General features: G+C 54.6%; 18 protein-coding genes. 3 read left to right on the forward strand and 15 right to left on the reverse strand.

Going from position 1 to position 21899, the window contains the following annotated elements:
- The 11 genes from EYB31_RS35420 to nagA all read right to left on the reverse strand — a co-directional run.
- A partial coding sequence (locus EYB31_RS35420) for a hypothetical protein (RefSeq protein ID WP_206105523.1) occupies positions 1 to 1270 on the reverse strand: 1270 nt, incomplete at its 3' end.
- Positions 1271 to 1275: 5 nt separating this feature from the next.
- A complete protein-coding gene (locus EYB31_RS35425) occupies positions 1276 to 2535 on the reverse strand; it encodes an AGE family epimerase/isomerase (RefSeq protein WP_131018307.1) in 1260 nt (419 codons plus the stop codon).
- A 259-nt stretch (positions 2536 to 2794) separates the two neighbouring features.
- The gene (locus EYB31_RS35430; RefSeq protein ID WP_131018308.1) at positions 2795 to 3622 is read right to left on the reverse strand and encodes a carbohydrate ABC transporter permease; all 828 of its coding nucleotides are present in this window, start codon (positions 3620 to 3622) and stop codon (positions 2795 to 2797) included.
- Positions 3619 to 4542, reverse strand: a complete 924-nt coding sequence (locus EYB31_RS35435; RefSeq protein WP_131018309.1) for a carbohydrate ABC transporter permease — start codon at positions 4540 to 4542, stop codon at positions 3619 to 3621. Before EYB31_RS35435 ends, EYB31_RS35430 begins: the two co-directional genes overlap by 4 nt.
- A 43-nt stretch (positions 4543 to 4585) precedes the next feature.
- On the reverse strand, positions 4586 to 5341 hold the full coding sequence (locus EYB31_RS35440; RefSeq protein WP_240763175.1) for a glucosamine-6-phosphate deaminase: 756 nt from the start codon (positions 5339 to 5341) through the stop codon (positions 4586 to 4588).
- A gap of 21 nt (positions 5342 to 5362) precedes the next feature.
- Complete coding sequence (locus EYB31_RS35445) at positions 5363 to 6373, reverse strand: LacI family DNA-binding transcriptional regulator (RefSeq protein WP_131018311.1); 1011 nt, start codon at positions 6371 to 6373, stop codon at positions 5363 to 5365.
- An 84-nt stretch (positions 6374 to 6457) separates the two neighbouring features.
- A complete protein-coding gene (locus tag EYB31_RS35450; RefSeq protein WP_131018312.1) occupies positions 6458 to 7306 on the reverse strand; it encodes a sugar phosphate isomerase/epimerase family protein in 849 nt (282 codons plus the stop codon).
- A gap of 21 nt (positions 7307 to 7327) precedes the next feature.
- Positions 7328 to 8518, reverse strand: coding sequence for a DegT/DnrJ/EryC1/StrS family aminotransferase (locus EYB31_RS35455; RefSeq protein ID WP_131018313.1), 1191 nt, complete (start codon positions 8516 to 8518; stop codon positions 7328 to 7330).
- Positions 8519 to 8569: 51 nt separating this feature from the next.
- Positions 8570 to 9595 (reverse strand): Gfo/Idh/MocA family protein, encoded by a 1026-nt coding sequence (locus tag EYB31_RS35460; protein ID WP_240763176.1) that lies wholly within the window; start codon positions 9593 to 9595, stop codon positions 8570 to 8572.
- 13 nt (positions 9596 to 9608) lie between these two features.
- On the reverse strand, positions 9609 to 10946 hold the full coding sequence (locus EYB31_RS35465) for an extracellular solute-binding protein (RefSeq protein WP_131018315.1): 1338 nt from the start codon (positions 10944 to 10946) through the stop codon (positions 9609 to 9611).
- A gap of 341 nt (positions 10947 to 11287) precedes the next feature.
- The gene (nagA, locus tag EYB31_RS35470) at positions 11288 to 12493 is read right to left on the reverse strand and encodes an N-acetylglucosamine-6-phosphate deacetylase (protein WP_131018316.1); all 1206 of its coding nucleotides are present in this window, start codon (positions 12491 to 12493) and stop codon (positions 11288 to 11290) included.
- A 215-nt stretch (positions 12494 to 12708) separates the two neighbouring features.
- On the opposite strand from nagA, the gene EYB31_RS35475 reads away from it, so the two are divergent.
- Genes EYB31_RS35475 through EYB31_RS35485 form a run of 3 tightly spaced genes read left to right on the forward strand, consistent with a single transcriptional unit; the run spans position 12709 to position 16488 of the window.
- Positions 12709 to 14169 carry a spore germination protein gene (locus EYB31_RS35475; protein ID WP_131018317.1) on the forward strand — a complete coding sequence of 487 codons (1461 nt, stop codon included), beginning with the start codon at positions 12709 to 12711 and terminating at the stop codon, positions 14167 to 14169.
- A gap of 36 nt (positions 14170 to 14205) precedes the next feature.
- Positions 14206 to 15390, forward strand: coding sequence for a Ger(x)C family spore germination protein (locus EYB31_RS35480; RefSeq protein ID WP_131018318.1), 1185 nt, complete (start codon positions 14206 to 14208; stop codon positions 15388 to 15390).
- Positions 15391 to 15396: 6 nt separating this feature from the next.
- Positions 15397 to 16488: a GerAB/ArcD/ProY family transporter gene (locus tag EYB31_RS35485; protein ID WP_131018319.1), complete on the forward strand. Its 1092-nt coding sequence runs from the start codon at positions 15397 to 15399 to the stop codon at positions 16486 to 16488.
- Here the strand turns inward: EYB31_RS35485 and EYB31_RS35490 are convergent.
- Genes EYB31_RS35490 through EYB31_RS35505 form a run of 4 tightly spaced genes read right to left on the reverse strand, consistent with a single transcriptional unit; the run spans position 16460 to position 21603 of the window.
- The gene (locus tag EYB31_RS35490) at positions 16460 to 17782 is read right to left on the reverse strand and encodes an MBL fold metallo-hydrolase (RefSeq protein ID WP_165452785.1); all 1323 of its coding nucleotides are present in this window, start codon (positions 17780 to 17782) and stop codon (positions 16460 to 16462) included. The two genes, EYB31_RS35485 and EYB31_RS35490, sit on opposite strands and share 29 nt — an antisense overlap.
- A 1-nt stretch (position 17783) precedes the next feature.
- Entirely contained in the window at positions 17784 to 19457 is a 1674-nt protein-coding gene (locus tag EYB31_RS35495; protein WP_131018321.1) for an ABC transporter permease, read from the reverse strand.
- Between the two features lie 21 nt (positions 19458 to 19478).
- A complete protein-coding gene (locus tag EYB31_RS35500) occupies positions 19479 to 20603 on the reverse strand; it encodes an ABC transporter substrate-binding protein (protein WP_131018370.1) in 1125 nt (374 codons plus the stop codon).
- Positions 20590 to 21603, reverse strand: coding sequence for an ABC transporter ATP-binding protein (locus EYB31_RS35505; protein WP_131018322.1), 1014 nt, complete (start codon positions 21601 to 21603; stop codon positions 20590 to 20592). The genes EYB31_RS35500 and EYB31_RS35505 overlap by 14 nt, the downstream gene beginning before the upstream one ends.
- Positions 21604 to 21899 lie beyond the last annotated feature (296 nt).

Raw genomic sequence — 21899 nt, forward strand, 5'->3', positions numbered from 1 at the left:
CAGCCGCGTCCGCGTCCGCGCCCGCGAGCCCGGCGTACCGCCGCAGCGCCTCCGGCGTCGGCGCCGGCTGCATCGCCAGCGGCACCCGCCGCGCCGCCGCGGCCAGCGAGCCCGCCGCCAGCAGCTGCAGCGTGCCCGCCAGCACGCCCTGCACCGCATCGGCCAGCTTGCGGCCGAGCTGCCGGATCTCCGCGTCGCTGCCGCGGTAGAAGGCGCCGTCCTTGACCAGCGCCGGACGGACATCGCCGCAGAAGCCCTGCAGGAACGCGGCAATCATGCCGCCGCCTGCATCCTCCTCCAGCATATCCATTGCCGCTCCCGGGTACTCGGAGGACAAGTCGTTGTCTCCCGAAGTCGTCGGATGGCAGGCATAGTGCAAAAGCAGCGCTTTTGTTTTGACTGATCCGGCGTCCTGCGAACATAGTGCACCGCCCGCTTTTTCTGCACTTCCCGCATCTTTTGCATCTTCTTCACTTTTTGCAACTTTTGCGTTTTGCACGCCAACGGTTTCACCTGCAATCTCGTCACCCGCTCCGCTTGCGCACGTTCGGGCAGCAATTGTCGCGCCATCTGCACTCTTCGCCTCATCTGTCCGCCCGCCGGCAACCACAAACCGCAGCACCGTGACCTCCGAATCGACCGGAATGTGCGGATTTGGGGCCATCATCATACCTTCGCCGGTCATTTTCCGGCGAAAAATGCCCATCTCGCACAAGCCGCTGCCCTTCTCCACCGTAACCGGCTCGAACCGCTGGGACGCCTGTTCGACTCCGGCGATAATTTGCCGCTCCAAAAACGCTACGTAACCGGCATCCGCGCGGCCCAGCATCGGCGTAAACAGATTGGTCGTCTGCGGGCCGGAATGGCTGTGTGTCGCATGGAACTGCATCTGCTCGTCGCAAAATCCGAAGCGGCTGCGCAACTCCGCCCGGATCCCGGCTAGCGTATCCGTACCAAAGCAAAGCAGGTCCGCGGACACGATCAGGCACTGCGCTCCGGTAAACGGCGCTCTGTCTCCTTCCGCGCCCCAGTTTCCGCCCGCACCCGCGTCGCTTTCCGCATCCGCTTGCCCCTCCTCAACTGCAGTCCCCGCTCCCCCGCCGGGACGGCGGAAATATAAAATCCGCGCGTGAATCGGCCGCTTGACGCTCTGGAAATCGCCCTTCCGGTGGCCGTAACCGGCCAAAGGCAGCGGATGCGGCGGGGTAATGTCAACTTTGGCGCAGCCCAAGTGCAGCAAACCGCCATATGCGTCATCGCGGCTTGGCATGGCGCTCACTCCCTTTCTGGCTGTGCGGCGCCTGCCGACAGCAAGTCGATAACCAGCAGCATGTTGCGTAAAATATGGTAAGGATCTTTGACCGGCAGAGCGACCAGTTTCTGCTCCGGCTGTCCCTGCCGGCTGCGGATTTGAATCCATTCGCCGACCGATTCGTCCGGGTTCGGAAACGTGCGGAATACATAATCGCTCATCCGATCATACCGTTCAAGCAGCCCTTCCCGGCCGGTAAGCCGATGGGCCAGCAGCAGCGCGTACAAAGCTTCCGAATGCGGCCACCATATTTTCATATCCCACGTATCCCGCACCAGATCTTCGTAACGTCCTCCCGCAAGTTTCCCTTTCGGAACGCCGCCTTCGCGGTCGACATAACGCAGCAGACCGCCGTACTCCTCGTCCCAACCGAGATCGACGGCTCGCTCCACCACCTCGGCAGCCCGGCCGATCAGTTCGCCGCGTCCCGTCTTGACCGCCTCGGCCATTACAAACCACATGCATTCGAGTGAATGACCGGGCGTAATATGGCGGCTGAGCAGCGTATCGGCATCCTCCTGCCGCTCCGGCAGCATTTCGCGGATCAAGCCGTCTTTATAAAACCGGCCCATCACCGCATCCATCGCTTCCGCGGCCAAACTGCGAATCTGCGCCGCTGCGGCATGACCCGCCGCTTCCAGCGCATCCGCCAGCTCCTGGTACATGTTCAGCTGGATCATCGAAACCGAGTGGGCCTCGTATCCCTCCGGTACCGGATACGGCTCGCTGCGTCCGTCGCCCGAAGCCAATCTGTCTTTGATCCGCAGCCCCAGCTTCAAAGCTTCTTCGAGCACGTCCCCATCCCCGGCAACCCGGGCATATTCGGCAAAACCAAGCACGACAAAACAATCCGCATAAAAGCTGATGTCATAACCCGCTCCCGGAATCGGTTCCTTCATCCGGCCGTCTTCGGTCAGCAAATAGGCACAGTTGCCGTTTTCCAAAAAAACGTGACGGCGCAAAAAAACGACCGTCTTGCCCGCATGCGCAAGCAGCGACGCAGCGTCCCCGGATAAACGACCCCGGCCGATCATCTCCGACATGCGGGAGAGCAGCCAAATCATCCGACCTTGCGACCATGTGTACTTATCCGTGCTCAGCAGTTCGGTTCCCTCATTGTTGAAGCAAGTAAACACTCCGCCGCGCTCATGATCCAAAGCCCGTTCCCAGAACGGCAGCAGCGTCTTCTCCGTATGTTCCCTGTAAAACTTCAGCAACCCCATGTTCCGTTGCCCCCATTCGTCATTTTTGTCCAATCCGGCGGACAAGCCGGCTATGTCTAATCCAAGTATGTGGTTCCCAGAAGCACGTTTCCGACCCGTATAGCGATGATCGCTCCCACACGGCTTGCCCCAAAGGCATCCGCATCCGGATCATCAACTCTCGCCTCCGTACCCGTCACACTCCATTTTCACTATCGCTATACGCATACACTTAAAAGGAGGCCGGTTTCTCGCAACCTGCCTCCCCCGGTACTTGCAATTACTTGCTTCCCGTCATGCTGACGCTTTGAATGATGTGACGGCGCAGGAAAATAAACACGATCAAGATCGGAATAACTGAAATGACCGAACCCGCTGACATAACCGTCATGTCGATCGAAAACGACGATTGGAACATCGCCAGCCCCAGCTCCATCGTAAACATCGACTTGTCGCCGACGACCAGCAGCGGCCATACAAACGCATTCCACGCCTCAATAAAGGAGAAGATGCCCAGCGCGCTCATCGGCGCAACCATCAGCGGCACGACCAGCCTGAAGAAAATACCCCATTCCGAAGCGCCCTCCACTCTGGCCGCTTCCAGCATCTCATCGGGAATTTGCTGGATGACGTTTTGCCGCATAAAAAATATGCCAAAACTCATGACCAGATACGGCAGCACCAAACCGCCGAATTTGTTAAGCAGATCCAGCTGCTGCAGCTGCATATACAGCGGAATCATGTAAATCTCGAACGGCACGATCGCCGTCGCCAAAAACAGCGAAAACACAAAAGTCAGCCCGAAATATTTGTATTTGGCGAAAATAAAACCGGATATCAGCGACGTAAACACGATGGCGACAGCCGACAGCGAAGCCATTTTTAAACTGTTCAGAAAATATAGATGAAACGGCGCGGCTTCGAACACCGCTTTGAAGTTATTGAAATTAAACTGCTTCGGAATGAAGCTCGGCGGCCATATGTTCAGCTCGGGAGGCGTCTTAAACGCCGTCGACACCATCCACAGAAACGGAATTACCATGACAATCGCTCCAATGGTCAAAACAATCATAGAGAGCGCATCCAGTATTCGCTTTTGGCGTTTCACCGTTTTTTCCTCCTTCCGGAAGCCGTATTGTCTCTGGCCAGCAGCATTTGTACTACTGTAAGCACCAGCACGATCAGGAACAGCACAAACGCTTCGGCCGACGCATAACCCATCTTGTAGAAACGGAATCCGTTTTCGATCATGTCATACACCAACACGCGGACGACATAACCCGGGGCTCCTTGAATGTCGGAAGCCAAAATGTAGATTTGGCTGAATACGTTGTAGCCGTGGATCAGCGTGACGATGGAGACAAACACGGTGATCGGCTTGAGCAGCGGCAGCGTGATATACCAGAACGATTTGAGGCCTGTCGCGCCGTCAATGGCGGCCGCTTCGTAGTTTTCCTTGTTTATGCCCGTCATGCCGACAAGGAAAATGATCATGTTGTAACCAATCGTTTTCCATACCGTCAGCATGATGACGGAAACGATCGCCAGCACCGGATCAAACAGCCAAGCGTGATTGGGAACGCCGAAAAACGATAACAAATAATTGAGAAGTCCTGTTTTGGAATCGAGAATCCATTTCCACGAAACCGCCACCGGCACCATCGGCGTAATGTAGGGCAGAAAATATAACGCTTCGTACCATGCTTTAAAGCGGATGCCGCGATGCAGCAGACTGGCGACGACAATCGCGATCGGAACGCTGAATATTAGGATGCCGAAAGCGATAATCGTCGTATTTTTTATCGCAAGCAGAAACGGCTCGCTGTGTAGGAGTTCAATATAATTATCCAGGCCGACAAACGGCTTTTTGACGGAAATGAGATCCCACTCGAAAAAGCTGATATAAATCGTCCGCAAAATTGGGATGAACCTTAAGTAGGCATATACGGCAATAATCGGTCCCAAGCCCAATATGCAAAACCAATGCCCGGCCTTCAGCTTGAATCTTTTCTTTGCATGAGCCGTCATCCGCTCCCTCCCCTTTTCTTTAAATTTGCACAACGCAGCCCGTTCACAGCAAAGACGCGCTTTCCGCATCCAAATACATGCGGCACGACCCGGCGCTGCGCAGGATCGAAGCCGGGCATTGTTCCGTTACAGGCCCGTGTACGGCGTCGCGTACCGCCTGTTTTTTGCGGTCTCCCGGTACGGTACAGAAAATATGCGATGCAGACATAATTGTCGGAATTGTCAGACTTATAGCGATAGAAGGAACTTGCTCCAACGTCTCAAAACACCCGTCGTTCACTTGCTGTTGTCTGCTGACCAGATCAAGGTGGACGCTTTTCACCCGCAGCGGATCGTTAAAATCGGCAATGTGCGGATCGTTAAAGGCGATATGCCCGTTTTCCCCGATCCCGATACAAGCGATGTCGACGGGGTTGGCGGCGAGAAGCTGCGAATACCGCTCGCATTCTTTTTCCGGATCGTTCAAACCGTCAATCGCATGAAATTGCTTCGGCTTGCGGGTCTTGAACAACTTCTCCTGCAAATAAAGCGAAAAGCTTTGCGGCGCTTCGGCCGACAGTCCTACGTATTCGTCAAGGTGGAAACATATGACGCGCTCCCACGGAATATCCGCTTCTTCGCGCAGGGCATCCAAAAATTCATTTTGCGACGGCGCCGAGGCAAATACGACGGTAATCTGATCTTTCTCCCGCAGCAGCTCCAGCATGCGGTCCTTTACGTCGGACGCGACAGCTTTTCCCATCTCCTGCCGCGTCGAATATGGCAATACAGTCAGTTCATTAATCGTTATCGGTTTCACAGCGTTTGTCTCCATTCCCGCTTAAGGATTTATATTTTTGACCGACGTGCGGACAACCAGCTTCTGATCAAACATAATATGTTGAAAGTCCGTCAAACGTCTTTGAAAAATGCGATCAAACAACGTCCAGCCCAGCGCCTTCCCCGCCTCATAGGTCGGAATCGATACGCTGGTCAGCGGGAACGTCGTCAAGTCGATATCGTCGAAACCGACGATGGACAAATCGTCAGGCACGTTTAAACCCGCTTCGATAAAAGCCCGGATGACGCCGATGGCAATCACGTCATCAAAGCAGATCAGCGCCGTCGGCCGGTCCTCGGCGTCGATACCGGCCAACTGCCGGCCGATGTGCTGGCCGTCCGCCAAACCGTTCGCTTCACGGAACACATAACGTTCATCAACCGGCAGCCCCCGCTTGTTCATCACGTCGATAAACGCGTCGTAGCGGAGCTTTGACGCTCTTGACGTTTTCAGTCCGCATACGAAGCCGATACGGGTATGCCCGTTGGCCAGCATATGTTCCGTCACCTGGCGCCCGCCGTCATAATCGTCGAAGGCGAAAGTATCGCAAGCGAGACCCGGTATTTTGCCGAGCAGCACAAACGGAACTTCCTGACGCTGCAGAGCGAAAATATGGTCAAACGTCACATCCTCGAGCAGCGGTGCAATAATCAAGCCGTCCACCCGTTTGCGCACCATCGCTTCGATATGCTCGATCTCCGTATCGTGTTCCTCGCCGCTGCTGCACAAAAAGACGGTGTAACCATGCTCGCGGGCGATTTCCTGCACCCCTTTTGTAATGTGATTATAGAAGGGGTTGGTAATGTCTTTTATAATCAAACCGATTGACCCCGTCGAGCGGGACGAAAGCCCTCTTGCGATTTCATTGGGCACATAGCCGTGTTCCTCCGCAGCTTTGAGCACTTTCTGTCTCGTCTTCTCGGAAAAGCCGCTTTTGTTGTTCAGTACGCCGGAGATGGTGCTTTTAGCGAGCCCGGTAATGCGGGCCAAATCGGAAATCGTCGTGTTCAAAAACTTGCGCCTCCTTAAAACGTACAAAACTTGAACCTGCAGAAGCTGCCCCTTAAGCGGAAGAAATCCGCGCGGAGGCTGATCTTAAGACAGCAGCCTCCGCAAGCCGGCAAGCGTCATCTCCGTTCCTTCCATTGCCGTGCCGCCGGCCGGAATATAATGCGTTTCTATCGTATAAAGTCCCTTGTACCCGCTATCTTCCAGGGCCATGATATGCCCCGGATAGTCGACGGCTCCCGATCCGAGCGGCACGCAGCGCGGCGTTCCGCCGGCATCAACATAAGCGTCCTTCAGATGCACATGGCTGACGACATCTTTTACTTCGGCGTAACCTTCGGGATAAGCGCTTTTGCCGCCATACGCTTCATTGCCCGGATCCCACAGCGCTTTGAGCGCAACCGAATCGACTAGCCGGACGATCCTGCCGACTTCGGAGGCAAAGCCGCCGTTGCAGGACGGCTCGTTCTCCAGCAGCAGCAGCATCTTTTCCCGCTCGGCTATTTTTGCCGCGGTTTTCAGCAATTCGGCGATTTCAGGCACGACGTTTGCCGGATCTTGCTCGCGCCAGAACGAAAAGATGCGAATCCGGTTTGTGCCCAAGCAACGTGCAATACGAATCGCTTTGGCAAGCATTTCAAAATGAGCGTCCACATCCAGCTCCTGCTGTCCGAAGGTGTCGCCTCCGGCTACAGGCCGGCTTGCATCAAGCGCGCATTTGAATACCGGGGAAGCGATGGCCGAGACATAAAGCCCCCGCCGCTCCACTTCTTTAAGTATTCGTACCAGCGTATCCTCCGGCGCGTTCATAATATTGGCGCCGTCCACGGTGCGCAGCTCCACATGGCGAAGTCCGTTCCTTTGAACCCAATCCAAGGCTTCCAATATATTAGAAGAAACTTCATCCGTCAATACGCCTAACCGATCCCAAATCATGCATAGTTCTCCTTATGCTTCCTATATCGATTGTACGACTTTTTGAATTGCGCGCGCAATATCATGCATATCTTCTTCGCTGCCGAGCAGCACATTTTGCGGCAGCCAGAACGCTTCTCGCGAACAGGCCGCTTCGGCGACCGGACAAGAGAAGGTACGGCTTTCTCCGGTCCATTTGCGGATGCCTTCCAAAATCGCTTTGTTCTGGTTCAAAGCGATATAACCTTCATGCAGCGGAATACCTTCATTAACCACCTTCTCGCAAAACTCGCGTTTTGTCGTTTTGGCGGCGACATCCGGCTGCAGTTTGAACAAGTACAGATGATAAGCATGACGCGTCACCTGCGGTTCCTCATCAAGCACTCGCACACCTTCGATATTGCCAAGCAATTCGGTGAGGATGGCGGCGTTTTTTTCACGGGTAAGCATCTGCTCCTCCAGCCGGCTGAGCTGGCCGACAAGCAGCGCCGCCTGAAGTTCGGTCATGCGCAGGTTCCAGCCCACATTCTCATGTTGATACCATTCACCGCTGGGGATCCGTCCCGCGTTAATCAGCGACCAAGCCATTTCGGCGACCTCGTCGTTGTTGGTCAGGATCATGCCGCCTTCGCCCGCGTTAATATTTTTGGAGCTCTGAAAGCTGAACGTGCCGCAGTCGCCCAACGTGCCGACGCCTTGGCCGTTCCAGCTGCCGCCAACCGCTTGCGCAGAATCTTCGACGATGCGCAGTCCATGCTTGTCGGCAATTTGCTTCAGCCGCGTCATATCGGCAGGTCGCCCGGCGATATGAACGGGCAGGATCGCCTTTGTCTTTGGCGTGATCAGCCGCTCCACCTGGTCAGGGTCGATCAGCAGCGAGCCTTCCTGCACATCGGCGAATACCGGAATCGCCCCGAACATCAGCGGAGCGGACGCCGTTGCAAAGAAAGTATACGGCGGAATGATAACTTCATCCCCCGGGCCTACTCCGCATGCCTGCAGCGCCACCGTGATAGCCACCGTTCCGTTAACGACGCTGATCGCATGTTTGGCGCCGTGTATATCGGCAAACCGCTGCTCCGCTTCGGGAAGCTTAATTCGGCCGGTTCCTCCCCATTTACCCGAATGCAGCACTTCTAGCAGCAGCTTTTCCTCAAGTTCCCCGTAAATCGGCCAATCCGGGAACGGTTTGGTTCTGACCGGCGTTCCCCCGTCAATCGCTAATTGCGTCATCGCTTTATCCTCCTAAAAGTTTTGCGCAGCAAAACTTACTTCGTAAGCATTTCAAGCAAGCTCTATTTCTTTTCCCGTGCGGGCCGATTCGTAAGCGGCAAGAATCAGATCCACTGATTTGCGCGCTTCCTCGCCGTTCACATGCGGCTCGCGTCCGGTTCGGACAACTTCGACCATGTCATTGATGTAGTAATAATGCCCGGCTACCGGCAGCTGCTGGGCGCTGCTGCTGGTAGAGCCGAATCCCAGCGTATCCTCGAAGACGGGAGCAGGCTCGTCGCTGTCCATGAACTTCCACTGCTTGAAGCCCTCGTCGCCGAATTCGATCGTACCTCTGTCGCCGTGAAGCTCAAAACGCGTTTCCTGTCCCGGGTATACGGAGGTCGCTCCTTGTATGACGCCCAGCGCACCGCTTTTGAATTTGAGCGTAATGACCGCCGTATCCTCAACTTCGATGTCCCGCGCAAGCGTCGGACAATAAGCAAAGACGGAAGCCACATCGCCCATCATGTATTGCAGCAGATCGACGCCGTGAACGCCTTGGTTCATTAGGGCCCCGCCGCCGTCAAGCGCTCTTGTGCCGCGCCAGCCGCCGCTTTGGTAATATTCGGGGCTGCGGTAATACTTCAGATAAGCGTTACCCATGACCGGCCGGCCGATTTTCCCGTCCAGCAGCGCCTGCCTCGTGTGCAGCATAGCGGGCATGAGCCGCCGTTGGAACACGCAGCCGAGCTTTACGTTCCGGCTGCGGCAGGCACGGATCATCGCCGTCATCCGCTCCGCCGTCACTTCCAGCGGTTTCTCGCACAGCACATGTTTGCCTGCGTGAGCGGCAAGCACAACGCCGTCGCCATGCATGCCGCTGGGGGTGCAGACGCAGATCACATCGATCTCCGCCAGCTCCAGCATTTTAGCATAATCGTCATACAACCGAATGCTCGTATCCCCTTCGGCAAACTCTTCTGCTTTCTCAATCGTAATCCCGCATACCGCAACCAGCTCCGCTTCGGAATGCAGCTTAATGGCCGCCGCATGATAACGGGCAATTGCACCGGTGCCGACGATTCCAAATTTCACCGTATTGTTCATATTATTCGGCCAAATGTCCGGCTTTTTTCAAAATGTCGTTTGTTTCTTTAGCCGCTTCATCCAGGAACGCTTTGATTTTATCCGGCTGATCTGCAAACGATGCGTCAGTGAAACCCTTAGTTGCCAATCTGTCGGCGAATTTGGTCAGGATTTCGTCAAACTCGGGAAGATCGGGATACATTTGCAGTTCCTGTTTGGCGAAAAATCCTTGATATTGCGGGAAGTCCTTATACAAATCAGCCATATCCAAGTCGATACGCGGTGTCAGCCAGCCGCTCATCGCCACCATCGATTTTTGATTTTCCGGTTTGGTCAGGAAGTTGATGAAATCCCACGACGCTTGAATTTTCGCCTTATCCGAACCCCCGACGTAATAGTTGACCAAAGAAACCACATTTGCTTTCAGAGGAGCCGTTCCATAGTTCAGGTTGGGAGCTTTGGTTTTGGTATCCATAATTACGTTGGATTCGCGAATGTAGAATGCGGCCGCTCCCGTTTGGAACGCTTCGGTGTCATGTTTCACCTTCGGATCGTCGGTTTTGAACTTGTGCACCATGTCAACGTACATTTTCAGCGTTTGATAGCCGTTTTCCGTGTTGTAATCAGCTTTGTATTTGCCCGGCGACACTTCTTTGACGATGCTGCCTCCGCGCTGCGCAAGGATGTTCCAGAACTTCTCTCCCACGCCGCTGCCGCCGCCGCTCAAACGCAAGCTCATGCCGGCTCTTTCCAAATTGCCCGAAGCGTCTTTCTTAGCCAGCTTTTGCGCATATTCCAAAAGCTTGTCCACGTTAGGCGGATCGGTGAGGCCCGCTTCCTTCAGCATGTCCTTATTGTAGAAAATAGCGCCCGCACCTTTGATAAAAGGCACGCCATACGTCTTATTGTCCACCTTCGTTTTGTCGACGATGATTTTATCGTAAGAGGTTGTTGTGATTTGTTTGCCTACGTCGTCGGGAGCCGCTTGGAGCAAGCCGCCTTGAATGTAACGCAATGCCAGGTTCGGGCTCATCGGCACAATATCCGCGGCATTTTTGGCCGGGATGGCAGCCGCGACTTTTTTCTCGTAATCGCGAAGCGGGAAAGAGGATACTTGAACCGTCACGTTAGGTTTGGTCTTCTTGAATTCGTCGGCCATCTTTTTGAACCACGGATCAAGCTCCGGATACCCTGTCCAGATCGATACTTCGACCGGTTTCGTATCCGCTTTTGCGTCTCCCGCACCGCTATTTCCCGCTCCAGCTTGCGGAGCCGCCTCTTTACCGCTTGAACACCCCGCCAACATCGCCGATGAAGCCATGATTCCAACCAATGCACCAGACACCCATTTTTTTGACATTCCCAATACACTCCCCTCAAATTGTGTAATGCCGAATAATACCTGACAAATAGAACTTTCTAAATTTGAACCGGTTCAAATTTTGTTGAAAAAAATTTTTGACCCCCTCCAGCCCATTTGTGTAAATATAAATGACATAAAAATTGATAAATGCATAATATTTTTTTGTTTCTTACGACAATATTACATTTACGCTATTTATATGTCAATATACATAACATTAATTTTTCCCTATTCTTTTTGAAACCGCATACATTTATTATATTACAATTTACTAGGCAGAAAAATCAACAGTTTTTTAAAATAAATTTGTACCGGTTCAAAAAATGGGCAAAAAGTCCTCATCTGGTTGAGGTTGAATACACCGTTTCTCCTCGTTTGATTACGGCTCGAACCTCTATTTTCCGGGTTTCCGGCGTTATAGCAAACAGAATCAAATCGGCCCATCGGTTTGTCGCGATCGTCCCCAGCTGCGGCTCACCGATCAGTTCGGCCGGTTTTGCGCTCGCCAGCGTGAAAGCCTCGGAAAGCTCCGCTCCGGTAAATTGACTGTAACCTGCGACGCAATCCAGCAGCGATGCGGCGGAGCCTGCCAAAAGCAGCGGATTTGCCGATGTCTGCAGTCTTCCGGAGGGCAGCAGTTCGACTTCGCCGCCGACATGTGTTGTGTATTTGCCAGGAGGCATGCCCGCCAAATGCACCGCATCGCTCACCAGCACAATCCGCCCTTGCTTGGCGCGGGCCATCACTTTCACTACGGATGGATGCAGGTGGTGGCCATCGGCGATAATCCCGCAAATCAGCCGGTCTTCCGCCAGCTGCGACCAAATATAGTTAGGGTGTCTCGGCAGCAGCGGGTGCGCGCCATTGCCCAGATGTGTCGACATCGCAGCGCCGGCATCCACCGCAGCGGTGATTTGATCGTGAGTGGCGGCCGTATGTCCAATGCATACAAGAATACCGCTTGACACCAGCTTGCGGATCATTTGAACGGCTCCGGCGCGTTCCGGCGCGAGGGTTACCATGCGGATTTTTCCGCCCGCTGCTTCGTTCCAATGTAAAAACTCCTGCCAATCCGGGTCTTTGATGTGCTCCTTCGGATGAGCTCCGCGTGGTCCGTCCTCTCCGGACAAATACGGCCCCTCCAGGTGGATGCCCAGCACGCACCGGTCGACAAGCGGGTCCGATTCACAGGCGAGCCTGACAGCTGTCATGCTGTCCATAATTTGCTCGTATCCCGCAGTAATGATCGTCGGGCAAAACGATGTTGTGCCCATCTTAAGCAGCTCGTGTGTCATGTTTTTGATCGCTTCCACCCGATCTTCCATCGGAACGCCGGCCAAATTTACATCGTATCCGCCAAATCCGTTGACCTGTAAATCGACGAGTCCGGGTGCGATCCACAACTCCTCAGTTCCGGTATTCAGCTGTTCCGGTTCCACCGGCGCTACCGTCGTAATCAGCCCGTTATTCATGCTGATCGCTGCCTGTACCCCCGAGCCGATCAGCTTGCCGTACACTTGGCCCGGCGTCTTTGCCTGATCCATTTTGCCATCCTCCTTGTTATGTTGGCTTGGCGCAAAACCCGCCCGAGGCTGCGCAACCGCGCTTACCACTGGGCTTGAACAAGCGCCGAATAGCAACATTATACAGACTTGTCACGGCAAGAAGTCAAGTGATTTCGGCAAACATGAAGAAAAAGAAGTTTTTCTCACCGTATCCAATAAATGCATAACCGCCTTCTGGTCGTCCATACTATACCATGTGGAAAGCGGGTGGTACCTTGAATCAAGCGGCATGCGGCGTCCATTCGACGCTCGAGCTCATCAAAAACGAGCTGGGCAACACTTCGGATTTATCCGTGCGCGAATGCAGAATCGGCGTGGAACGGATTCCCGTTTTTGCGCTTTGGTTGTGCGGCATCACAGAAAAAAGAACGTTAAACGAAAACATTATCGTTCCGCTTATCGCAGGAACCCGGAATTTGCACATCTCTGCTTGCCAGGAGCCATTACACGAGCTGCTCAGCCATTCCATCGTCACCACTTCGGAGGGAGTCATACTTGATTCCGTGGAGGAGGCGCTTTTACGTTTATTGGCAGGTTGGACGCTTGTTTTGGCGGGAGAAGGGACCCCGATTCTGGCTTTCGACACACGCGGCTACGAAACGCGCAGCATCGAAGAGCCCGCTTCATCAACTGTAACCCGCGGTCCCCGCGACGGATTCGTCGAATCGCTGGAGGTCAACAGCTCGCTGATCCGCCGGCGCATCCGCAATAAAGCGCTGCGTATTGAAGTAATGAAAGTCGGCACCGTCACCTGCACCGATATTGCCATGATTTATTTGCACGACCGCGTCGTGCCCGACATTGTGCAAAAAGTCCGCAACCGCTTAAAAAACATCAACATTGACGCCGTGCTGGAATCTCAATATATCGAAGAAATGATCAAAGATCATCCCAGTTCTTTTTTTCCGACCGTTTACAGCACCGAACGGCCCGACGATATTACCGGAGGTGTTCTTGAGGGGCGGGTAGCGATTCTTGTCGACGGGACTCCGTTTGGCCTGATTGTGCCCTGCACGTTATTTCATCTGCTGAAAACCCCTGAGGATTATTATTTGGCTTATCCTGTTGCCACTTTTATCCGCTGGCTGCGCATGATCGGATTTTTTTTCACGCTGCTGCTGCCGTCGCTTTATGTTGGCATCCTTACTTTCCATCCCGAAATGGTGCCTCCCAAGCTGCTCAGCAGCATCTTGTCGTCCCGGGAGGGAGTTCCTTTTCCTTTGCTTTTGGAAGCGCTCATTATGGAGCTGACCTTCGAAATGCTTCGGGAGGCGAGCATCCGTATGCCCCGGACGATCGGCTCGGCCATCAGTATCGTCGGAGCGCTGGTGATCGGAGAATCGGCCGTCAAGGCCGGAATTATCTCTTCTCCGGCCATTATCGTAGTAGCCGGCACCGCGATTGCCTCCTTTACGATTCCGTCGATCGAATTATCGGGCGCCATTCGGCTGATGCGTTTTTTTATGCTGGCCATCACCTCACTGCTCGGATTGTATGGCATTTTTATCGGCCTGATGGTTCTCTGCACTCACCTGGCATCCCTGAAGTCGGTTGGAATCCCGTATTTATCGCCGGTCGCGCCGTTCAGGAAAGAAGAAGCCAAAAAAACATTCATCCGTATTCCCTGGTGGACGCTGCGGCAAAAAAAACGTTAGTCGGCAATTTTATCACTTGCACAGGGGGATAAAAACATGAGTCCATACCGTTATGCCCGATGTTGGATCCGCCTGCCAAAAATTTGCCTTTTGCTTTGCACCTCCTTCATGCTCAGCGGCTGCTGGAGTCAAATCAATCTCGATCAATTAACTGTCGTTTCCGCTGTCGGGCTTGATCTTTCCGATGACGATACGCTTCAGGTTACCTTGCAGCTCGTGAATCCGACGTTGCCTGTTGCGGCCGGGGGCGGTCAGCAGCGAAGGTCCTACGCAACCTATACGACACAAGGCCATACGGTCGAAGAAGCGCTGGATAAGATCAAGCAGCAAGCCAAAAAAAGCGTCTTTCTTCCGCAAACGCGGGTGATTCTGATCGGAGAAAATTTCGCGCGCCATGGTATCGGAGGTACGATGGATTTTTTTCTGCGCGATCCGAATCAAAACTTGAACAGTTGGGTCCTCGTCTCTTCCATTTCGGCGCGGGAAACGCTTGAACATGCAGAAGAGCTGGAGTCGGTCCCGGCCGATGAATGGAAGGAATATTTAAGCAGCAAAAAACGCAAGCCGTTAATCGAGACCGTGCAGCTGTACCAGTTTTTGCCCCGGTTACACCAGGTCGGGTTCCAGGCCTCCGTCTCGGGCATGTTTCCCGTATCCGGCATCAAGGGGGAGGAAATTATGAGGATCGGAGAGACGGCAATATTCAGGGGGGATAAAATGGTCGGCTGGCTGACGGCAGAGGAAAGCCAAGTGACCAATTGGCTGGCTGACGGTCCCCGGGCGGGAAGCATCCAGCTCAACATGGCTGAGGATGCATTCATCAACTTCAATCTGAAAAACATTCGTACCCGTATCCAGCCCGATTTGCAGGAAGATCAGCCGGTCATGTCGATCCAACTACGCGGAGAAGCGGAAATCGTCACCACGACGCGCCGCCTTGATCTGACGAACCCAAAAACGGCGGCCAAACTGGAACAAGCGCTGAATGAACTCATACGCACCTCTGTGGCCCATACGGTCGCCAAAGTATGCGGAACGTACAAAAGCGACATCTTTGGCTTTGGTGAAAGTCTCCATAGAAAAGATCCGAAGCAGTGGAAATTGTTGAAACCGCAGTGGGGGGAAACGATCGGCAAGCTGAAGCCAAAAGTCGCCGTTTCCGTCCAATTAGTCAAGTCCGGTCTGCTGCGGGACAGCTCCAGCTATACAGAAAAGGAATGATCGCCGGTGAAAATATCGCGGATATCCGACAGCCAGTTTTTTTTCATTATTTTCGTATCCATTGCGTCGCTTACTTTTTTCTCCGTTCCCATGCAGCTTGCCACCAGAGTAAAACAGGATTTATGGCTGTCGATGGCCATCGGCACCGTGATCGACATCTACGTAGCCGCCCTTCTCGCCTGGCTGGGAAATACGTATTCCGGACAGTCGCTTGTCCAATATTCGGTGTCCATTATGGGAAAAGCGGGAAAACTGATCGGCGCCGTGTTCATTTTGTTTTTTGCCGGAGTGATCGTTTCCGCCTTATGGATATTCAGCGATTTTCTGTCCAGAACGCTCATGCCGGAAACGCCGCGTATCGTGTTCTCCATCACGATGACCCTATGTGCGGGTTGGGCGGCGCTCAAGGGGCTGGAGACGATCGCACGGCTTGCGCAGTTAATCGGCGCACTCACCCTGTTCACTTCACTGGTGTTGTTTGCCACCTCGATACCTTATCTTCACCTCGAGCATCTGCTGCCGCAAATGGAAAACGGGCTCACCCCGGCGCTGAAAGGCTCCGTATATCCTGCCAGCTGGTTCGGTATCTGCATCACGATGGGCATGCTGATGCCGCATCATCTCAATCCGCGGCGCACATTATGGGTAAAAGCGAGCGCGGTGATTCTCGGCTCGCTTATTATGACGTTGTATCTGCTGTACAGCATCGGGGTCATGGGGCCGGAACTGGCCAGTACATTGGAAAACCCGATCTACACGTTTACGCGTATTACGAAACTGATTATTTTTGAACGGATCGAAGTGCTGCAGCTGCTCGTATTTATTACCGGAACATTTATCACGTTCTCCACGCTGTATTATACGGTTGCGGAAGGAGCGACTCAACTGTTTGGCATGAAAACATACGACAAATGGGTTTACGGCCTCGCCATATTGTTTGCCCTCAGCCCGCTGCTCCCCTTCAACCACAACAGCCCGCTTACCGACCGGTATCTCAGCCGCTGGTTTCCTTATGCAGCTATCAGCATTGAAGGCGGATTGGTAACGATCTTGTTTCTTGCCGCTCTGCTTAGGAAAAAATGGCCCCGCCGCGGCTAAGCGACAACGAGTCTCCGGCCTGAAGCGAGTACAGTCCGCGGTACCCTTCGCCGGTAAGCGCTTCCGTCAAACGGTCGGTCGCCTCCCGCGATGCGTGCACAAGCACGGTATGCTCGCAGTTTACACGGTTAAGCATACTTCTGACATCGCCGATGCCCTGATGCACCTTCCAGCGCAGCATCAGCACACGAGCCGCCTCCTGCGGATTGGCCTTGGCGGATTCGGTTTCCAGCAGGTTTTTGCCGAAGCTTCCGGCCGCCAAATGTCCGGTCAGCACAACGGCGTTTGCCGGAGAACCGCACAGCTTGCGGTAATACCACTGCGCCTTCGCCGATTGCATCATGCCATCATTCGTCAGCACGATGCCGTTCTCTCCGGAAGCAAGCGCCCGCTCGCGTTCCTCCAAGCTGTCGATGCGGTACAATCGGCCGCAAGACAATGCCCGCTTGGCCCGCTCTACGGCCCCCTCTCTGAGCAAACCCGGTTTGCTTAGCAGCTGCCGCAAGCCGTCCACAATTTCCCCTTCGACCCACAGGCAGCGGTCCGGATACCGTTCCGTCAGCCAGACCAGCAGTTCCTGTCCGCGGCCGTATACCGGTACGGGCAGCAGCGCAATGCCGCCTTGCCGGACGGTTTCCGCTAGCACTTCGGCCAGCCGCTCCAGCTTGGTCATCTGCGATTCGCCGTCGGTTCCGTACGCCGCATCCACCAAGCCAAGCAGCGGCGCGTCTTTCCCCGACAGCTGCGGCGGGGCGTCGGAGCCGAGCAGCAGCGATTCGGCGGTGTAATCGCCGGAAAAAAACACCCGCTCGCCGTCCATCTCCGCCATCAGCCAAACAGCGCCCAGCATATGGCCGCTCCGTCCCCAGCAAACCCGCAAGTTAGGCCCGGCCTCGAACCATTCTCCCGGTGCCGCTGCGTCGTCGAGATAAGCGAACCGGATCGCGGCAACATCATCTTCGTCGTACGGCAGTTCCGCCGAACGCGAAGCCGCGTAAGCACTCCACGCCGCGAAATACGGAGGAAGCTGGGCTGCCGTAGCCCGCGTCGTCCATACAACGCCGGTATAACCAAACTTGTACAACAGCGGAAGCGCGATGGAATGATCCTCGTGGGCGTGGGACAAAAACACGGCGGTCAGCGCTGCGGCATCCTGCGGCACGATATTCGGGTACACGCCGTCACCTTCTTTTTTCACGCCGCAATCAAATAACACCGAAACCGCTTGGCTGCGAATAAAATAACTGGAGCGGCCATGTTCTCCTGCGCCGCCCCACACGGTTGCATGTATCATGTTAGGCATTCCACTTTCTTTTTGAGCTTAAAATTTCAAGTCCGAGCAGCATCAAGGTCGTCAAACCGACGGAAACGACGGCCATCGCCATGCCAAGCGACACCTTGCCCTGCTCGAATTGCGCAAATATATACGTTGCCGACGTTTCCATCGACGGCGGCAAAATGAGCAGCGACGCGACAAGCTCGCGGATCGAGATCGTAAATGTCATCATCCATCCGGCCAGCATGCCGGGCGCAATAAGCGGCAGCAGAATGCGCCGCGCGATCATCCAGGAGCCCGCTCCGAACACGCGTCCGGCTTGAAACAGCGACGGATCAAGCTGGCTGAAGCTCGCCTTGACGTACTGCACCGTATAAGGCAGGAAAAAAACGACATAGGTGAGCACGACCATGCCGTACGTATTGTACAGCGGAATGGGCATCCACGGCGCATTCCAGAGCAGAATCAAACCAAGCACAATTACGATGCCGGGTACGGTGTTGGGCAGCAGGCTGAGCAGATCCGTAACCCTTTGCGGCACAGTCTTCGAGCGGTGAATCATCAGCGCGGCGAATGTTCCCAGGATAACGGCGATCGTTGCCGCAACCAAGGACAAGCTGAAGCTGTTCCACAGCGCGATCAAGCTTTTGGAGCCCCAGGCCAGCAGGTCCGCGTAGTTGTGCAGGGTCAGGTTGCTCCACGCCAAGCCGCCGCCGCGCAGCTTCATGAGCGATGCGGCGATGATCGAGAAATATGGCACGCCGATGGCAAACACGAGCAGCAGCACTACATAAAGCCAAGCCAGAACGGCACGCCAGCCGCTGAGCAGCACGATTTTGCCGCGCGAGCCTTTGCCGCCTACCAGCGAATACGAATAACGGCGCGTCACCAGCGACTGCATATACCACAGCACCAAACATGTGCCCAGCAGCACGGAAGCAAGCGACGTCGCTTTGCCGAAATCGATCGGCCAGCTGGAAATGTATTTATGGATCTCGGAGGTCAGCACGTAAAAGCCAATCTTTCGCCCGAACGTTGCAGGCGTGCCGAACTCGGCGATCGTTTTCACGAAGATGAGCAGCGCGCCCATCGCATAACTTGACATCAGCAGCGGCACAACAACGCGCCGGAAGCGGTACGCAAAGCCGCCTCCGTGCAGCGCCGCCGCTTCCTCGAGGCTGCCGCCGATTCGCTGCAGCGCCCCGCGCAAAATCAAATACAAAAATGGGAACAAATGCAGGCTCATGATCAGCACCAAGCCAAATACAGAGAAGAAGCTTGGCGTCCACGCCGCGGTCCATGGCATAAACTGCTCCATATAACCGTTGCGCTGCATAAATAAAATCCAGCCCATCGAGCCGATATAAGGCGGTGTCATAAACGGAATCAGCAGCACGATATCCAGCCATCTGTGCCGGCCTAGGCTTGATCTCGCGCTCAGCCACGCAAGCGGCAGGGCGAGCACGGTCGTTCCGATGACGACCCATAAGCCGACCCACAGCGAGTTTACGAATACTTCGGCCAAGTCACCTTGAGCGATCGTACGAAGCGGAGCAAGTATATCCAGCCGGTCGGCCGGATATACGCTCGTTAAGAAAATGAGTACTAGCGGGACAACCACAAGCGCCGTCAGCAAAACAAATGCCAAAGTCATCCCGATTTTATTCAAAGGCGTGGCGCCGGAAACTTGCATGATCAGCTCAACCTTTTTCGATTATTTAAAAAGCTGGGTAAATTTCTTCGTTACCGCATCGCCGTTGGCGTCCATCCAATTCCAGTCGATCTTCATTTGCGGAATTTGCTCCGTGCCCGGACGGTCTTTCGCTTTTACATCTTTGCGGCCCGGCAGCAAGTAGGTTTCAGCAACCATTTTTTGTGCCTCGTCGGACAGCAGGTAGTCGATAAACGCTTTGGCGTTGTCCACGTTTTTGCTTGATTTAACAATCGCCGCCGGACGCGGGCTGATGACCGTTCCGCTCTCCGGATACAGCAAGTCGATCGGTTCGCCTTTGGCTTTGGCTTGGTAAGTCATATAGTCCACCGCTGCGGCTACGACGCTTTTGGCTCCTGTGATGACCGGATCCAGCGCTTCTTGGTTGGCGCCGGCCATGGCTGCTCCGTTTTTCTTGTATTGCTCAAGCAAATCCCAGCCGCCGTCGCCTTTCAAACTCAAGTAGCCGGTGACAAAATCAAGCGCCGAACCCGATTGTGCCGGATCGGGGATATTCACAACGCCTTTCCATTCCGGCTTGGTCAAGTCAGCCCACTCTTTCGGCGGCGTCTTGACAAGCTTCGTATTGTAGGCGATACCCAGCGCCGACGCGCTGTAACCAAAGAAGCTGCCGTCCTTGTCGGACCATTCCGGAATCAGCTTATCCGCGTTTTTGGCTTCTTTGTAATCCAGTGTCAACCCGCTTTTCTTAAGTCCTTGCGCGGAAGGAAGCGAGGCAAGCACAACGACGTCGACTACCGGATTCGCTTTCTCCGCTTCCATCCGGGATAAAATTTTCCCCGTTGTTCCTTGGAACATCTCGACTTTTACGCCGGTTTTTGTTTCATAACCTTTCTGAATCGCTTCCGCCAGCTCTTTCGGGCCTGCGCTGTACACGACCAGTTTGCCGCTCAGTTTCTTCTCTTCCGGTTTCGCTGCCGCCGGAGCCGCTTGTTGAGCCGCCGGCTGCGTCTGCTGTTCCGCCGGTTTTTGCGCTGCTGCGCCGTTCGCATTACCCGAAGCGGCATTAGAGCCTCCCGTATTGGTGCCGCAGCCTGCCATTCCGAAACCTACCGCAGCTGTTAAAAGCACCAGCGCCCCGTTTTTCCATTTGTTATTGAATTGCATATTCATATTCAATTCCTCCTTCATTGGATTGGTTTTCATTTTCGATATGGCAAATATGTTGCGGCGATACATACAATTCCGCCGTTTCGCCGGCGGAAAGCCGCGTTCCGTGGTATGCGGTCCAGCTTCCGAGCTGCCCCATATCCAGCTGTATTTCGTATCGGTCCCCCATGTAACTTACACTGCGGATGGTTGCCCGGTAAGTCTCAAGCCCCGGCTCCCGCTGCCAGCGAATGTGCTCAGGACGAATCATTCGCTTACCCGGCTCAAGCCAGTTCGACTTCCCGATAAAACTTGCTACAAAAGGATGGGCGGGCATGGCGTAAATCTGCTCCGGCGTGCCTGACTGCAGCACGCGGCCGTCCTTCATCACCACGACTTCGTCGGACATCGACATCGCTTCCGTCTGGTCGTGCGTCACATACAGCGCGGTCAAACCGAAGTCGCGCACCAGGCTTGTCAGCTCCGTCCGCATCTCGTCCCGCAGCATCGCATCCAGCGCGCTGAGCGGTTCGTCGAACAACACAAGCTGCGGTCTGGCGACAACCGCACGCGCAAATGCGACACGCTGCTGCTGTCCGCCCGACAGCTGATGCGGGAGACGTTTCTCCATTCCGCCGAGACGCACGCGTTCGATCGCTTCCAGCACGCGGGACGGCATCTCTTTGGACTGCCCCGTAGCGCGCAACCCAAAAGCAACATTTTCAAACACGGTCATGTGCGGCCATAACGCAAAGTCCTGAAACACCATGCCGAAATTACGGCGGTGTACGGGTTTGTCCACCCGCTTGCCGGATGAGAATATAACCTCATCCCCCACCCGGATCTCACCCGCATCGGGTGACTCGAGCCCGGCAATCATCCGTAACAGCGTCGTTTTGCCGCAGCCCGACGGACCAAGCAACGTCGTAAATCCTCCTTTGCGAATCCGCAAGCGGGTCGGCTTTAGCGCCTGCACTTGACCAAACGACTTGGCCAGACCGTCAATGATAATATCCATGCCGCTTTCTTTCCCCCATCCTTAATGCTGCCATGTTCTGCTGTCTGTGTACCAAGCTATGTATTCAAAAAGCAAGCTTCTTGAACACCTCAACAAGTTCTAGTGTACAGGAGAAAGTTTCGAGCTTTGTTATCGCTGGGTTAATGGACTGTTAATTTTATCGATAGGATCTATTCATCTTCATAGATTTTATCTATACTGCAAGTAGAGCGATGTGCGGCGGATCCATTTCCAATACGTACGGCTCCCGAACGCGTGTACCGGCGTCGTGTGGCGGCGGTCGCCCCCTATCCTTT

This window comes from Paenibacillus thalictri, assembly GCF_004307995.1.
GTDB classification, from domain to species: domain Bacteria; phylum Bacillota; class Bacilli; order Paenibacillales; family NBRC-103111; genus Paenibacillus_AF; species Paenibacillus_AF thalictri.